18 protein-coding genes and 1 tRNA gene are annotated in these 15339 nt (G+C 56.7%); 7 read left to right on the forward strand and 12 right to left on the reverse strand.

The features are described from left to right. Positions 1-16: 16 nt before the first annotated feature. Entirely contained in the window at positions 17-910 is an 894-nt protein-coding gene (locus BL107_RS09435; RefSeq protein ID WP_009790112.1) for a homoserine O-succinyltransferase, read from the forward strand. A gap of 6 nt (positions 911-916) precedes the next feature. Here BL107_RS09435 and BL107_RS09440 read toward each other — a convergent pair whose 3' ends face one another. Beyond that, positions 917-1294, reverse strand: coding sequence for a hypothetical protein (locus tag BL107_RS09440; protein ID WP_009790113.1), 378 nt, complete (start codon positions 1292-1294; stop codon positions 917-919). 59 nt (positions 1295-1353) lie between these two features. On the opposite strand from BL107_RS09440, the gene BL107_RS09445 reads away from it, so the two are divergent. Then, positions 1354-1944 (forward strand): alpha-ketoglutarate-dependent dioxygenase AlkB, encoded by a 591-nt coding sequence (locus BL107_RS09445; RefSeq protein ID WP_009790114.1) that lies wholly within the window; start codon positions 1354-1356, stop codon positions 1942-1944. A 15-nt stretch (positions 1945-1959) separates the two neighbouring features. Here the strand turns inward: BL107_RS09445 and BL107_RS09450 are convergent, their stop codons facing one another. Next, a complete protein-coding gene (locus BL107_RS09450; RefSeq protein ID WP_009790115.1) occupies positions 1960-2832 on the reverse strand; it encodes an AEC family transporter in 873 nt (290 codons plus the stop codon). A gap of 149 nt (positions 2833-2981) precedes the next feature. Here BL107_RS09450 and BL107_RS13270 point away from each other — a divergent pair, with 149 nt between their 5' ends. After that, positions 2982-3104: a hypothetical protein gene (locus BL107_RS13270; protein WP_255344623.1), complete on the forward strand. Its 123-nt coding sequence runs from the start codon at positions 2982-2984 to the stop codon at positions 3102-3104. Beyond that, the gene (locus tag BL107_RS09455; RefSeq protein ID WP_009790117.1) at positions 3097-3285 is read left to right on the forward strand and encodes a hypothetical protein; all 189 of its coding nucleotides are present in this window, start codon (positions 3097-3099) and stop codon (positions 3283-3285) included. Before BL107_RS13270 ends, BL107_RS09455 begins: the two co-directional genes overlap by 8 nt. Here the strand turns inward: BL107_RS09455 and BL107_RS09460 are convergent. Genes BL107_RS09460 through BL107_RS09475 form a run of 4 tightly spaced genes read right to left on the reverse strand, consistent with a single transcriptional unit; the run spans position 3269 to position 6943 of the window. Continuing rightward, positions 3269-4009 carry an amino acid ABC transporter ATP-binding protein gene (locus tag BL107_RS09460; RefSeq protein WP_009790118.1) on the reverse strand — a complete coding sequence of 247 codons (741 nt, stop codon included), beginning with the start codon at positions 4007-4009 and terminating at the stop codon, positions 3269-3271. The genes BL107_RS09455 and BL107_RS09460 overlap by 17 nt on opposite strands. Then, a complete protein-coding gene (locus BL107_RS09465) occupies positions 4006-4980 on the reverse strand; it encodes an amino acid ABC transporter permease (RefSeq protein WP_009790119.1) in 975 nt (324 codons plus the stop codon). The genes BL107_RS09460 and BL107_RS09465 overlap by 4 nt, the downstream gene beginning before the upstream one ends. Next, on the reverse strand, positions 4980-5882 hold the full coding sequence (locus BL107_RS09470) for an ABC transporter permease subunit (RefSeq protein ID WP_009790120.1): 903 nt from the start codon (positions 5880-5882) through the stop codon (positions 4980-4982). Before BL107_RS09470 ends, BL107_RS09465 begins: the two co-directional genes overlap by 1 nt. Further along, a complete protein-coding gene (locus BL107_RS09475; protein WP_037988968.1) occupies positions 5882-6943 on the reverse strand; it encodes an amino acid ABC transporter substrate-binding protein in 1062 nt (353 codons plus the stop codon). The genes BL107_RS09470 and BL107_RS09475 overlap by 1 nt, the downstream gene beginning before the upstream one ends. A gap of 90 nt (positions 6944-7033) precedes the next feature. On the opposite strand from BL107_RS09475, the gene BL107_RS09480 reads away from it, so the two are divergent. After that, positions 7034-7357 carry a hypothetical protein gene (locus BL107_RS09480; protein WP_009790122.1) on the forward strand — a complete coding sequence of 108 codons (324 nt, stop codon included), beginning with the start codon at positions 7034-7036 and terminating at the stop codon, positions 7355-7357. Here the strand turns inward: BL107_RS09480 and BL107_RS09485 are convergent. Next, positions 7354-8925, reverse strand: coding sequence for a SulP family inorganic anion transporter (locus BL107_RS09485; RefSeq protein WP_009790123.1), 1572 nt, complete (start codon positions 8923-8925; stop codon positions 7354-7356). The two genes, BL107_RS09480 and BL107_RS09485, sit on opposite strands and share 4 nt — an antisense overlap. Positions 8926-8956: 31 nt before the next feature. Further along, positions 8957-10168, reverse strand: coding sequence for an FAD-binding oxidoreductase (locus BL107_RS09490; RefSeq protein ID WP_009790124.1), 1212 nt, complete (start codon positions 10166-10168; stop codon positions 8957-8959). Positions 10169-10216: 48 nt separating this feature from the next. Here BL107_RS09490 and BL107_RS09495 point away from each other — a divergent pair, with 48 nt between their 5' ends. Continuing rightward, the gene (locus BL107_RS09495) at positions 10217-11308 is read left to right on the forward strand and encodes a sirohydrochlorin chelatase (protein WP_009790125.1); all 1092 of its coding nucleotides are present in this window, start codon (positions 10217-10219) and stop codon (positions 11306-11308) included. Between the two features lie 401 nt (positions 11309-11709). After that, on the forward strand, positions 11710-12039 hold the full coding sequence (locus BL107_RS09505) for a DUF2811 domain-containing protein (protein ID WP_037981811.1): 330 nt from the start codon (positions 11710-11712) through the stop codon (positions 12037-12039). Here the strand turns inward: BL107_RS09505 and BL107_RS09510 are convergent. The 4 genes from BL107_RS09510 to BL107_RS09525 form a co-directional block, all read right to left on the reverse strand. Then, on the reverse strand, positions 11993-13648 hold the full coding sequence (locus BL107_RS09510; RefSeq protein WP_009790128.1) for a GMC oxidoreductase: 1656 nt from the start codon (positions 13646-13648) through the stop codon (positions 11993-11995). The two genes, BL107_RS09505 and BL107_RS09510, sit on opposite strands and share 47 nt — an antisense overlap. A gap of 58 nt (positions 13649-13706) precedes the next feature. Beyond that, a tRNA-Met gene (locus BL107_RS09515) sits at positions 13707-13783 on the reverse strand. Between the two features lie 59 nt (positions 13784-13842). Further along, positions 13843-14820 carry an asparaginase gene (locus tag BL107_RS09520; protein ID WP_009790130.1) on the reverse strand — a complete coding sequence of 326 codons (978 nt, stop codon included), beginning with the start codon at positions 14818-14820 and terminating at the stop codon, positions 13843-13845. A 23-nt stretch (positions 14821-14843) separates the two neighbouring features. Further along, positions 14844-15338, reverse strand: a complete 495-nt coding sequence (locus BL107_RS09525; RefSeq protein ID WP_037988443.1) for a CGLD27 family protein — start codon at positions 15336-15338, stop codon at positions 14844-14846. Position 15339 lies beyond the last annotated feature (1 nt).

Raw genomic sequence — 15339 nt, forward strand, 5'->3', positions numbered from 1 at the left:
CGTCGATTAAGGATCTATGGCGCTCATTCTTCCTCGGAGTTATCACAAAATCTCGGCGGTTGAACGCAACCGGATTTCCTGGATTGAAGCCAAACAGGCGGAACTTCAGGACATCCGACCGCTGCGCATTGGCATCCTCAACATCATGCCCCTGGGGAAGCAGTATGAATTTAATTTGCTGCATCCCTTGGGGTTATCTGTACTCCAGATCGAACCAATCTGGATTCGATTGAACTCCCATGCCTACAAAAGCTGGGACCAGGATCACCTTAATCAGCTATATGTCTCTTGGGATGAAGCTCGATCCCAAGAGCCTTTGGATGGCTTGATCATCACCGGAGCCCCCGTTGAGCATCTGCCGTTTGAACACGTGCGCTATTGGAAAGAGCTCACCAAAATCATTGAAGAAGCCCGCGAAAGTTGTGCGAGCACCCTTGGGTTGTGTTGGGCGGGATTTGCCCTGGCATATATGGCAGGTGTCGACAAAATCTCTTTCGAGAGGAAGCTTTTCGGGATTTATCCGATGCGCAGCCTGGTTCCAGGACACCCACTCATGGGCACCCAAGATGACAAATTTCTTTGCCCGCAGAGCCGCCATGCGGGTCTGCTGGATTCAGCAATGGAATCAGCGCAACGCCAAGGACGTCTTCGCTTATTGGCCCATGGAGAAAAGGTGGGATACACGATCTTCGAAACGCCCGACCAACGGCAACTGATGCATCTCGGTCATCCTGAATACAACGTCGGCCGCATCATCGGAGAGATGGAACGTGACAAAGCACGCGGCGACGTTCCTCCTCCAGAAAATTTTGATCCCGACCACAGACGAACACTCTGGCGGTCGCATCGCAATCTCCTGTTTCAACAATGGCTGTGGTTCTGCTATCAGCGCGTATCGATGGCGTCTTAGAAGCAGCTAGTTCTTCGACGCGCTCGACCTGGAAAGAGACGGATCAACCAAAGCGTTTTTAGTGACAGTTTTGGAGACGATTTTCGACGAGGTCTTGGGCACCGGCTTGGCCACTTTTGTGTCAGCGGGGCGTTCCGCCGATTTGCGATTCAACTCCCGTTCTAATGAGGCCACCCGCCGTTCTCTCAGACAGTGACGGCAGCCCCCCAGGGTTTGCAAATGCTTCTCAGGAGTGATGCTGATGTCCTGCACAGGGTGGTGCGTGCAGCGAATTTTGACGGGGCTCTTATAACTCCGCCAAATCATCCCTTCATAGTTGTACTGATCGCCAAAACGCTGCCTGGCTCGCTTGAGAAATTCGTCCTGGCTGATGCGTGCTCCCATAAGGATGAATGTATGGGAAGGTTCCCGTCGAAAGATGGGCTTGTCATCCGACGTCACGAATGGACCCAGTCATCAGCGCTGATGAACCAACGGATTGGTCGCTCCTCCCCGGCTGGCTGACGACCAACGATGCCCAATGCTGGAAGCAGCTCCTTGAACATGGCTTTTCCTGGGAGCAACCGCTCGTGCAGGTGTTTGGCAAGTACCACCGCGTGCCACGTAAGACCATTTTTTTGGCTGAGCAGGGCCTGCAGTACCGCTACAGCGGTGCCATCCATGTCGGGGAGGGCTGGCCAGATTGGTTCCACCCATTACTGGAGCAGGTGAACCACATCGCTCAAGCTCAGTTCAACGGGTGCCTTCTCAATCTTTACCGCGATGGCGACGATCGCATGGGCTGGCATGCCGACGACGAAACGGAAATCGACCAGTCACAACCGATTGCGTCGCTTTCGCTGGGATCAACTCGAGACTTTCTATTCAGACATCGCGGCGATCAAACCAAGCGAGCAGCGATCCCACTGGCCGACGGCGATTTACTAATCATGCATCCCGGCTGCCAAGAGCGTTGGATGCACAGCGTGCCCCAACGCCGCAAAGTGAAAACGGTGCGAATCAACCTCACCTTTCGCCATTTCTTTCATGGGTAATGGCAAACAAAAAGCTCAAAGCAGAACCTGCAACACCAAACCCCAAACAGGAGCTGTCAGAACCGCGAGAACGGTGCTCCAAAACACCAGCGCTGCCGCCCGCTCCTGATCGCGTCCAACGGACTCCGCAATCAGCAAAATTGAAATCGCTGTTGGTGCCGCTCCTTGCAGCGCGAGTGCCTGAACCATCAAGGGATCCAAGCCAAACAACAAACCCAGCATCAAAAGCAGCAAGGGATAGAGAAAAAGCTTGACCAGCAAGGCTGGGCCTAGGCCCGCCCCCATCAATCGAGGGGGGTTTCCTTGCCGCGTCAAGCTGCCAAGACGCATCCCAACCACCATCAACGCCAGCACAATCACGATCCGGGACGGCCACCAGAGGCCTTCCGTGATGGCAGCTCTCCAGGGCGTCAGCTGGATCAGCAAGGCCCCGATGAGACCGCGCGTCGCTGGACTACGGCCCATGCTGATGAGCAGCTGACGCAGCGCGAGCCAGCGACTGGCGGCAGCAACACCAAGTAGTTGGGGACCAACACTCCAGGTGAGCAACGTTGCGCCCAGGTCGTAGCCAATGGTGATCGTTAGGGCCTCAGGCGGTAAAAAGGCCAACGCCAGGGGCACGCCGAAATAGGCCGTATTACCAATACAGCTCCCCAGCAAAAGCGAAGGGGTGACGAGCCCTACCGACTTGGATTGCCAGCCACCCACCAGCAACACCGTGGACACTCCCAATACGGCGAGGCCAGCGGCTTGCAACACATCACCTTGGAGGCCACTTTTCAACAGCAGGCCCATCACACTGATCGGCACGCCGAAGCGCACCAGCGGGACAGCGAAGCGACCAGCCAAATTCGGATGCTGCCCACCGATCCAAAAACCGATCAGCAAGCACGGAAGCAGCTCAAGAAGGAACCGCAGAACGAACGCCGCACGACCAGACCAAAAACTTAGGAGGCACCCCGCGATATGCCAGGGTAGCGATCGTCCACAAGAGATGCATGCTTCGCAAAACTCTCCAAAGACGATTCGAACACTTGATGACGGTGCTTGCCGAGCAGGTGGAATCGCTACCCATCGAGAACGAAAGCTGGCTGGAAACAGAACGCGAAATCACCGCGATCGAACGGGCATTACAACGCCTGCCCCTTTGTGATGCCTGAGGCTCCGAGCCCCAACAACAACTCCTACGTTCTTGTCCGCAGCGATGGGCGGTCCGACAAGGTGACGGCCCTCACGTTCGAGAGCTACGACGCGGCTTACAACGAACTGGAACGGTATTACAGAGATTTTTGCTGCTCGGACGACGAGAAAATCGAGTACACGATCACATCATCTGACTGAGGAATCGACGACTGCGTTCTTCCCGTGCATTGCTGAAAAAGGTCTGCGGGTCTGACGTTTCCACCACCTGGCCCTGATCCATGAACATCACCCGATCAGCCACCTCGCGGGCAAAGCCAAGCTCGTGGGTCACCACCACCATGGTCATCCCGCCCTGCGCCAACTGACGCATCGCATCCAGCACCTCCTTCACCCGCTCTGGATCCAACGCACTGGTGGGCTCATCAAAGAGCATCACCTCTGGATCCAACGCCAAGGCCCGCGCAATCGCAACGCGCTGCTGCTGGCCACCACTGAGCTGGGCTGGATATTTGCGCGCTTGCTCGCGAATTCCCATCTGATCGAGGAGTTCGATCGCACGTTGCTCCGCCGCGGCCTTGGCACGCTTTTGCACCTTGATCGGCGCCAGGGTGATGTTGTCGAGAATCGAGAGGTGAGGGAACAGGTTGAACTGCTGAAACACCATCCCAACTCGCTCACGAATCGCCCGCACTTGGCGTTCCTCATGGGCGGCATCCAACCGCACACCGAGCACATCCAATTCGCCGCCATCCAGCGTTTCCAATCCGTTGAAGGTGCGAATCAACGTGCTCTTGCCCGACCCAGAGGGTCCCATCACCACCAATACCTCGCCACTGCTCACGTCCAGCGACACCCCATCGAGAGCCCGAAGCCCCGGGGTGTAGCTCTTCACCAGATCAGTGGCACGAATAGCAATCGTCATCGGGCAGAACGGACGGGGTCGAGCTGGATTTCAAGGTGACGGGCCAATAGGGCCATTGCCGTGCACGCCAGCCAGTAAACCGCAGCCAGCCAGATGTACACCTCGAGATAACGACCAATGAATTCTGGATTCGCCAACAGGCTGCGGCTGATGCCCAACAGTTCCACCAGTCCTAAAATCGCCATCAGGCTTGTGTTTTGAAGTAAGCCCACCGCTTGATTGGTCAGAGAAGGCAAAGCAACTCGAAAGGCTTGGGGCAACACCACAAGCTGCAGGGTTTGTCGCGGTGAGAGCCCTAAGACCATCGCCGCCTCCCGCTGGGTGGGTGAAATCGCTTGAAGACCGCCGCGCACATCCTCAGCGATGTAGGCCGCTGCAAACAGGGCAAAGGCCACCACAGCCCGCAGCACTCTGTTGAGTTCAATGCCGGGGGGAAGGAACAGAGGAATCAACAGCTGTCCAAAAAACAAGACGGCGATGAGGGGGACGGCCCGCATCAACTCGATGTAAACCGTGCTGCTCCCCCTAAGGACGGGAAGATCACTACGACGACCGAGCGCCAACAGAACACCGAACGGCAAGGCCAACATCCCGCTTCCAGCCGTAAGCAGAAGCGTGAGGCTGAATCCACCCCAACTCTGCGTCCCCACAGGCGCAAGGCCAAGCCCCCCCGCGAGAAGCCAGAGACCAAAGGGAGCCATGCCACTCCAAAGCAAGGGCATGACTCGACGCCAACCGCCCTGACGCGGACCCACCAGGGTGATCACGATCAGAACGACAACAGCGGCGATGCAAAGCAAGGGTCGCCAACGCTGATCCTCCGGATAACTGCCCACCGCATAGAGCGGCAAGTTGGTCGTCACGACCGTCCAGTCGGCCCCATGCCATAACCAGTGCAAGCAAGACCAACCCGCCCATCCGATCAAAACCAAAAGCGTCAACGTGAGCAAACGATCGATCCAGCGGTTCATTAGTGACTCCTCTGCAGACGGCCCAACACCGCCCCATTGATGAGGGCCATGCCGCCACTAATCAGCAAATTCAGCAACAAGAAACTGATCAACAACAACAGGAAGCCTTCAATGGCACGTCCTGTTTGGGTGATGGTGGTGTCACTGACTGCATAGAGATCCGCGTATCCCACCGCAATGGCAAGCGTGCTGTTCTTGGCAAGGTTGAGGTATTGGCTGGTAAGAGCCGGGAGAATGGCTGGTAAGGCCTGGGGCAAGACGATCCGGCGCAGACCCAAACCCTCGGACAAACCAAGGCTTCGAAAGGCTTCCCACTGGCCTCGCGACACCGCATTGATACCGCCACGAACAATTTCGGCGATTGATGCTCCTGTGAACACCACCAACCCCGTGAGAACCGCGCAAAACTCAACGCTGAGATTGAGACCCAAGAGGCGGATGCCCTGGTTTGAGAAGTGGATCAATCCACCCACAGGAGTCTCCGGCAATCCCAAAAAGGCCACGAAATACCAAAACAGCAACTGCAACAGCAGCGGCACTTGGCGAATCAACGCCACATAGCCACCGGACAAACTGCGTACAAGCCGATTGCGACTGCTCCGGGCAGCTCCGGCGGCCACCCCAAGCGTGGTGGCCAGCAACAACCCCACCAAAATCACCTTGAGGCTGTTTAACCAACCAATGAACAGGGCCCAGGCGTAGCTGTCGGTCGGGGCATAGGGCAGCGCCGTCTCCGCCAGGGCGAAACCAGCTGGACGCCATAGCCAACCGAAATCAAGTCCCAGTCCTGTACGAATCAAATTCACGGTGATGTTGTTGATCAACACGCCCGCAAAAGTGATCAAGGCAACAACAACGCAAAGCTGAGCCCAGAAGCGTCCTCGACGAAAAATCTGAGGCATCAGGTGAACGGCGGAGCGATCATCAAACCGCCGTCCCTACCCAAACGATTGGGACCTCTTGGAATGGTGACGGCACTCCCGGGGCCGAGATGACGGTTATAGATCTCGCCATAGTTCCCCGTTGCCCGAATGACCTGAACCACAAAGTCGTCCGGCAAACCGAGCTTGGCTCCAAGACCCCCATCCACCCCCAAGAAACGACGCAACGCGGCCTGCGATGGATCCGCAACCGCCCGTTCAAGAACATCATCAAGGTTGGCTTGGGTGATGCCACGCTCCTCCGCTTCGATCAAGGCATAGACCACCCAATTGGTGGCATCTGCCATCCGCTGATCACCGCCAACGACGGCTGGAGCGAGGGGCTCCTTGCTCAATCGGTCCTCCAAGATCACGTGCTGTTGGGGATCTTTAAATCCAGAACGGGCCGAAGCCAGCTGTGAACGATCGGAGGTCATCGCGGCACAACGACCTTGCAAGTAGCCACCCACCACTTGATTTAAGTCTTGGTATTTGATCGGGGTGTAGGGGAGCCCCTGCGCGGCAAACGCATCATTCAAATTCTGTTCAGTGGTGGTTCCAGACCCAACGCAAATGGCTTTGCCACTCAGATCAGCCATCGAACGAGCGCCACTACCGACCGACACCATCAATCCCTGCCCATCGTGAAACACCGTGGGAGCAAAGCTCAGTCCATTGCCGCCGGCGGCATCACGACTGAGGGTATGGGTCGTGTTGCGTGAGAGCAGGTCGATCTCCCCAGACCGCAGTGCTGTGAATCGCTCCGGCGCCGTGAGGGGACGGTATTGAACCTTGGTGCTGTCGCCGACAAAAGCCGCGGCCATCGCCTTGCAAACATCCACATCCAAGCCGGCGTAGCGCCCATCGGGACTTAAAAAACTGAAGCCGGGGATCTTGCCACTTACACCGCACAACAACTCACCCCGCGTTTGCACCAAGTTCAATCTGGAATCAGTGCCATCACCAAGGGTGGCGCAGCCACACAGCAAACCAATCAATCCACCGACGGCACCAATCAGACGAGAAGAGATAGGTCGGAACATCAAAGATGGGACGGATCGGATCGGATTGTCCCAGATCTTCAGGCAACAACCCAAAACACCGGTACCTTCTGGGGGCTTACGGCACCAGAGATGAAACTGCGCCGCTGGCTGCTGACTGGATTGATCGGACTGATTGTGACATCACCAGCCGGTGCGTGGGAACAGGACGATCGAAGCAATTACAACAACAAAATGGCTCTTCTTGGTGTGTTACTAGAAGGTGCCAAACAACGAGCTCAAGAAAATGGCGACATCGAAACCCTTTGCTTACTGCTCAGTATTGGGACGGACGTCACCGCAAATTATGTGAACAGCGCACCCAATAATCAACAAATCAATCAACGCTTGGTAGCGATGAATCGAGACCGAAATATGTGCTTCAGCATGCTGGAAAAAACAGCCTTAAAACCTTAAGCATGGGCTGACTCTTGCCCTCCAATCCGTTCAAATAAATCAAGGGATTCTTGATTCATACCCACGACGCTGACTTCTGACCCACCAAGACGTAACTTCCGGATCACTTGATCCAGAGCCGCCACACCACTTTGATCCCAGATATGGGCTTGCGAAAGGTCAATGCTGATCCGTTCCGGATGATCATGCAGATCAAATCCTTGGACGAAATAGATGGTGCTCACAAAAAATAACTGGCCAATCACCCGGTAGTGGCGTTCTTGCGCACTGATCTGATCCGATTCCACCCGGATCACCTTGGCAACTTTGCGGCTGAACAAAATGCCGGCCAAAGCAACACCGGCCAACACACCCAGGGCCAAGTTATGTGGCGTCGTGAGCATCGTGACGGCAAACGTCATCAGCATCACGGAGGTGTCGCTCTTGGGGATCCGACGCACATTGCGCAGGCCATTGATGTCGGCCGTGCTCACCGCGATGCTGATCATCACGGCCACCAAGGCAGCCATGGGAATCTGCTTCAACCAGGAGCCCGCCAACAAGATCATTGCCAGCAAACTGACGCCCGAGAACAAAGTCGACAGGCGCGTTCGACCGCCGTTGTCGATGTTCATCACCGATTGACCAACCAAGGCGCAGCCAGCCATTCCGCCAAAGAGGGAGGACACGATGTTGGCGATGCCTTGACCGCGAGCTTCAACGTTTTTATTGGAGGAAGAATCGGTTTTATCGTCAAGAATGTCTTGGGTGAGAAAGCTTTCCATCAAGCCCACCAAGGAAATAGCCAAAGCGGTGGGCAAGACCATGCCGAGGGTTTCAAGGCTGAAGGGCACACCTCCACCGCCTCGACCGAAGGGAATACCAAAACTGGGCAAGCCATCCGGAAGATTGCCCAAACTGCTGACCGTTGGGATGTCGAACTGGAACCCGATGCTGATGGCCGTGAGCACAACAATCGCCACCAGCTGAGAGGGGACGACCCGCGTCAACCGTGGCAATCCATAAATGATCACGAGCCCCAACATCACCAAACCCCACACCACCGGCACCTGGCCGCCATGGGGCAACAACAAACCCGCCGCATGATCACCTCCCTCACCATGGCCACCACCAAAGCCAAGCTGGGGAAGCTGCGCTTGAAAGATCAACAAAGCCAAGGCATTCACAAATCCGCTGAGAACCCCCTGGGGAACGAAGCGCATCTGATCGGCTAGGCGCAGATAGCCCCAGAGAATCTGGAGCACCCCGGTCACAAGACCAGCCACCAACAAATATTTCACCCCCAATCCAGGGCCTACAGCTTCACCACTGGCGACAAGGCCAGTCATCAATAACGCTGTTGATCCGGTCGCGGACGTAATCATGGCCATCCGTCCGCCGACGACCGCAATCGTCAGGGACAAACAAAAGGCGCCAAAGAGGCCGACTTTGGGATCGACTCCAGCAATTCCTGAGAACGCAATCGCCTCTGGAATCATCGCGAAAGCGACGACCAAGCCGGAAAGCAGGTCTTTACTGGGATTAGAGAACCACTGATTCACCAGGGTGGAACTGAATCGATTGGCCATGACCAACGCCGTAGGCTGCCGCGACCGTAGATCAGAGCGGCGGCAGGTTGCCAGCGGGGTCGACCTTCTTCTTCAGAGCTTTCAAACCAGGCAGCGATTCTCCAAACGCTTGCTCAAGCTCACGTTGATGAAACGGCAGATGGTCGTGAAGTTGAGCCAGATGAACACCTGGGCAGAGCGGTTGCAAGACAGACCAAAGCTCCTCGAGCCAGCGCAAGCTGCGTTGACGCATCGCCAAATCACCGGCAACCCAACCCGCCGTAATCCAAGGCTTCCAAACAGCGTCACGGTGGTGGAACGAGGTGAGACCAGCCGGTACCAGGGATGTGGCACCTCCCAATTGCTGACACGACAGGCTGCATGAAGGGTGGGGACGGCGACGCATGCAATCCCGCAGAAGGGGCATGCACTCGTTCCAATCAGCGGCCCGTGCTGGCCCCAAGAGTCCAACAACCTCAAAGTGCATACGCTGAGCACCCGGACGGGGAACCACGAGGGCAGGCAATTGATGCAAACCGTCGATGCACTGCATTCCTCCAAGACCAGGGTCTTGGTCGTACACCCGCAAGATGTCCAACTGGTCAGCATCTCCCCAATGCCACTGAAGGCTGATCGACGGGTCAGACGCTTCAGCCTCGTTCATCCAATCGGGGAGTGCATCAGATGAAGCACGGCACTGCTCGACCCAGAGCGGAATCAGCGGATGGGTGAGCAGACGCACCTCCGTGACGACAGCCAGAAACGGCGCGGCACCACAAAGGGCTCTCCACTCAGCTGCATCGCCATCGTGTTGGCGCTGCAGCCAAAATTCCTCTCCATTTCCCCACACTCCACGGATCTCAAGGAGGTGGTCAATGGCCAAACCCAGCGCACGACTGCGGGGCCCCATACCGCCCGTCAAGACATAGCCGAGTCCAGGCAAACCAGACAAACCGGTCGAAATGGATCGACCATGGGGAAGCAAGGCCTGAAGCACATCCCCCATCCGGCAACCGCCACCAACCCACACGGACTGATCAGAGCTCTGCCAGGCAATCCGATTCAGTTGCGGTCGCAGATCAAGCGTCCACTGGTTGTGGGCTGCTGCCCTTGAACTTGTCCCACCACCGCAGACCCGCAAGGGCCGCGGTCCGGTCCAGCCCTTCAGTAAATCGGGCAACTCAGCCTGAGACGGACACATGCCGCCAACAGAGGCTGCATCTTGAGCTTGCGCATTGGATAGAGCGAGGGGAGCCTGATCCATTGCTGCACGCCGAATAGGGTCTAGCATTCGTATAGCGAAACGAGCGCCTTGGCCGACTTCCAAGCAGAACCATCCGTTGAACGCCTTGGGGTTCTGATCTGTGGCCACGGCAGCCGCAACCGGCTTGCCGTTGAAGAATTTGCGCAGATGGTCGAACAACTTCGGCCCAAGCTTGCTCCCATGCCTGTAGAGCATGGCTACTTGGAGTTCGCCCAACCGATTCTGAGGGAGGGCTTGGAATCACTCCGCCAACAGGGAGTCACCAAAGTTCTAGCCATCCCCGCCATGTTGTTTGCGGCAGGGCACGCCAAAAACGACATTCCCTCCGTTTTAAATACGTACACCGCGGAAACGGGCCTGCCCATCGACTACGGCCGCGAGTTGGGCGTTGATCGATTGATGGTGGCTGCAGCAGGGTCCAGGGTCCAAGAAGCCTTGCACCGCGCATCCGACGACATCCCCGTCTCCGAAACATTGCTCGTAGTCGTTGGGCGCGGATCCTCCGATCCCGACGCCAACTCAAATGTGGCGAAAGTGACTCGGATGTTGGTGGAGGGTTTTGGCTTTGGCTGGGGTGAAACCGTCTATTCCGGCGTGACATTCCCCCTCGTGGACCCTGGTCTTCGACATGTGGTTCGCTTGGGTTTCCGCCGCATCGTTGTGGTTCCTTATTTTTTATTTTCAGGGGTTCTCGTCAGTCGAATCCGTCAGCACACAGACCTCGTAGCGGCTGACTATCCCGATGTGGAGTTCCTCTCGGCCGGCTATCTAGGCCAACACCCGATGGTGGTGGACACGTTCCGAGAGCGGGTGGACGAGGTGCTCCGTGGAGATACCGCAATGAATTGCTCCCTCTGCAAGTACAGAGCCCAGGTGCTGGGCTTTGAACAGGATGTGGGACGAGCCCAGGAGAGTCACCACCATCACGTGGAGGGATTGGCCGAGAGCTGCACGCTCTGCGAGCGGGAATGCACGGGGGCTTGCCAACCCAATGGTGTCCCGCTTGAGGCTCACAGCCATGAGCACGAGCATGAGCACGGGCATCACCATCCCCCCTACCCCCACGCTGAGCACCCGCTCGGTCCCCTCACGTTGAGCCAAACCTCAAAAGCCTCCAAAGATTTTCCTCGGAACCCTTAAGAAAAACCAGGCAATTCAAGCGAGTAGCGCGACCAGTCTCAGTAAGAACTAGTGAGATTTTCCGAATATCAGATTTATTAATCAATAAAAAAGCAGGGACGTCTTCCCTTTTTTTTCCACAACATCGGTCCCAATTTCCACAAGCAGTTCGTTGAGATGCCCATCATTCCTGAAGCCTGTGAAGAGAGAACCAAAAACAAAAACTGTCTTGACGGGCACTTCGATTGGACTTCGGTTGGATAAAGCCTTGGTTAAGCGTCCCAACCGAAAGCCTTAAATCGATTGCAAATACTAGTTTCTTGCCAAGTCTCATCCACGGCTTTTTCAAAAATCAGTTGTTTTGACGAATACGGGGTTTGTATGGCTTTCTTATGGACGTCAACGAGTCAGAGCGAGGCTCAATGGATCGAAATCATTTGGAGAAATGTCATGGGTTGGGAGCAACAGACGCTGTTGTTTCCACAAGCACGCCTCCGCTCACCATGAGTGTTTCATCGCCTTCGCATTCCTACGTGAGTCTGGAAGCAGAAATCCCCGAAGTGCTCTACCGCGGCATGAAAGATTTCATTGGAGACCACCCCACCTGGGATCAATACCGAGTGATGAGTTCGGCACTAGCCCACTTTCTCTTCCAAAACGGCAGCGACAATCGGGCCGTAAGCGAGCGCTATCTCGACGATTTGTTTATGCAGTCCGAGCCTCAAGGGCGAGGAGGCAAGCGCGACGACTGATCGCCATCATCGTGAGCGTTGGAGACTGCCAAGCGGAGGTTGGCCAACAAGCGCCATCCACAACCAGCACATTTGGTGTTCTCCACAATTGGTTGCTGGCATTGAGAACACTGGTGCGTTCATCACAACCGAATGGAGCCCCTCCCACTTCGTGGATGTAGTAGCCAGGCGGAGCTGCACCTTCGCTTAAGGCCACAGCGCCTTTCAAAAAGGGCTCGACCAAAGGCAGGTGAAACAGGTCTTTGATTGGCAAGGGTTCCCCCCCGGCGGCAGAAATGCAAGCCTGAATCCGACCGCGCATGTGATCCACCATCGCCAATTCATTGACGCTCCATTGGCAGTTGATATGGGGAACAGCTACATCCCAACGATCCACTTGTCCCTGCAAGGTCACCCTGTTGTCAGCACGGGGCAGAACTTCTCCGTGACCAATCAAAAATCCCGTCGTGGTGTTGGCCCGACGCTTCAGGACAGCCGGCGGATCAAAACGTCCGATTCCACCCCACAATCCATAACCACCCTGGAATGTCGGCTGATCAAGGGGCTGATGGAGATGCCGTCCAAACGGGATAAAAAAGCTTCCGGCCCCAGTGAGGGGTGGTTGGGGGCCTGAGCACAGCCCTGGAAACGCAAAAAACTGACTAGTGGATACGTGATCCATCAGCCGGGTCCCAAGACGCCCAGATGGATCCACCACACCGCCCTGCTGAACTTGCTCACTCGAGCGCAACAAGATCGACACCGATTGAATGGTGGAAGCGGCCAACACGACCAGATCCCCGTTGATGAGATGGCGGTTGCCATTGGCTTGGTTGACGGCGACAACCCCGGTGGCCTTCGTACCCGAAGACGCCAGCTCAAGCCGCTCGACGAGGTGATTTGACAGCAGCTGGACCCTGCCCGTGGCCATGGCGCGGGGCAGGGTGCTGCCACAACTGCTGGAACGCGGCCAAGGGCCATCACGGCTGGGATCGTGGGGGCCAAATCCCCGCGATGGGATTACATCGATGCCGAGCTGATCCGCAACCGCTTCCATAAAGCGTTGTTCTGCGGCAGTAGCCGGGAGGGGAGGCTCTGTGGCCCCGTCTGGAAGATGGCCAAGGTGGTTGCGTCCACCATGCACCTTTAACAATTTTTCGAGAGCGGAGTAATGCGCCGTTAAGTCGTGGCTCCTGATCGGCCACGACACCTCTTCACCCTCAAGTTGAACTCCCGTGAAATCCTCATCCGACAGTCGGAGGGTGATGCCGCCCCAGGTGAGGCTGCGACCGCCCACTTGCAAACCACGGGTCCAGAGAAACGGACGATCGGGCGGATGGTGATAGGGATGCAACCGCTCATCGGCGTATAAGCGAGGGTTGGCTTTCCAATAGCCAGGGTGTTGGGCCTGACGTCGATGTTGGCCACTGATCAGACCAGCCAAACGACGCATCAAATTGCCGGGCTCAGTCGTCAGGGCTTCACCGCTGCTGAGGTTCGGTCCCGCATCAATGACCAACACCCTGGCCCCCCCTTCAGCCAGGGTCATGGCGGCCACACCGCCACTCGCTCCAGAACCAACAACGATGGCGTCCCAAACACCTTCGACCACCTGGCTGGAGCTACTCATCAAGACGCGGTGCCAAAAAAAAGATCCTCCGATGGAGGACCTCAAATTCAATCAGATGTGGTGGCGGGGGGGAGATTTGAACTCCCGACCTTCGGGTTATGAGCCCGACGAGCTACCAGACTGCTCTACCCCGCGGCAGCCAAATGATCATACAGCTGCGTGTTCCCAGCACTGATTTCGGCCGAGCTGCTGCTTCAGCTGTTCCGGAACTGAAGCGCACCGCTCACTTCAAGCTTCACCCCCGGGCCGACCTCCAACATGTCTTCCTCTAACTCCTGCAGTCTCAGAGGAGTCAACCATTCAAGCTCCCGTAGTAAGTACAGGGCGACTGCCTGTTTGGCACGTCTGGAGCCATCTTCCACTTTGATGGCGACCCCCAAACCTTCCCCGATCCGACTGAGGCATTGAATCCCTTCAGCACCCCCCTTGCTCAACACTTGACCATGGCTGCGACGCATCAATTCCGTATCAAAACGGCCCTCCCCTGCCACAAGATCAGGGTGAGCCAGCATGGCCCTGCTGATCTGTTCCAATTCGGCGTGTCGGGATGCCCCCAGATGGGCATAGAGCAGGGCCATTTGCGCGAGTTGCAAGCGCAGCGTCGGCGCTCCGCAGTCGTCGCGAGCGGCTACAAGCTCATCCGCCGGTAATCCCAACAGCTCGGCCACCCGACGGTTGACCTCCACCTGAACCGGATGGTCGCCCTGCAGATAGTCATCCAAAGGCCAGGCCATCTTCCGGCTCGTCGCCAGAAATGCAGCGTGCTTCCCCGAACAGTTGTGCTGCAGCGGGCTATCTCCATGGAGAGGAACAGGACACTGCAACTGACTAGGGTCCAGTTCCGCTTTCCAGAGCAGCTTGAACGCCTCACGCGCATGGGGATTGGTGCCCGCGTGGGATGCACAACTAATCGCAATCCCCCGCTCACCAACATCCATCTGATCGGCTGCCCCGCTGCTCAAAAACGGCAGCGCTTGAAATGGCTTGAGTGCGGAGCGAATAAAGGTTTCAAAGCCCGCGTCTCCAGCCGACAGGAGCACACGTCCCTGACCATCGCAAACAACGGCATGAACCCGATGGACTGACTCACTGATCGTTCCCCGACGAAGGGTGACCTGAAGTGGGGCCTGTCCGGACCGCGCAGCAGAGCTGAAACCCGATGAGAGGGTCATCTTTAGGGGTGGTTCGGTTCAGTTCAAAGAGCCTGACAGAGGCTGGCACCGACCAGCATCAAGCCTGCCGCCGTTGCCATCGCACGACCCAAACGACCGAGTATCGGACGCACTTCATGGCGGGCCACTAAAAGATCCTGTTCACGCCAAGACAGGGGCTTTTCCCAAGTTTGGCCGTCGTACCAACCCGATTCTTCGTAATCCACTGATTCGCTCAGCAGACGTTTCATCACATAGGTCCAACCCAGCCACTGCCGCATCAGCAAAAACAAAGGGAGCACAAGAGCCGACACGGCGCCAGCCACAATGAGTCGCGGTGGATCCTGCTTCAATGCCCAACTTCCGCTAGCCACCAGTAAACAAACCGGAAGCACCATGATCCAGCTGATGGCCAGGCTTTTGGTCAGGAAAGGTTCGTCGCCCACCGGCCACGAGAAAAACCAAGACGTCGATAGCTGTTGAAATTCCTCGAGGGGCCGCTGCTCTGGAGGAACGGGGCAAGACACGGCCTCTGCCATA

Origin of the sequence: Synechococcus sp. BL107 (assembly GCF_000153805.1) — a bacterium.
In the GTDB taxonomy this organism is placed as follows: Bacteria; Cyanobacteriota; Cyanobacteriia; order PCC-6307; family Cyanobiaceae; genus Parasynechococcus.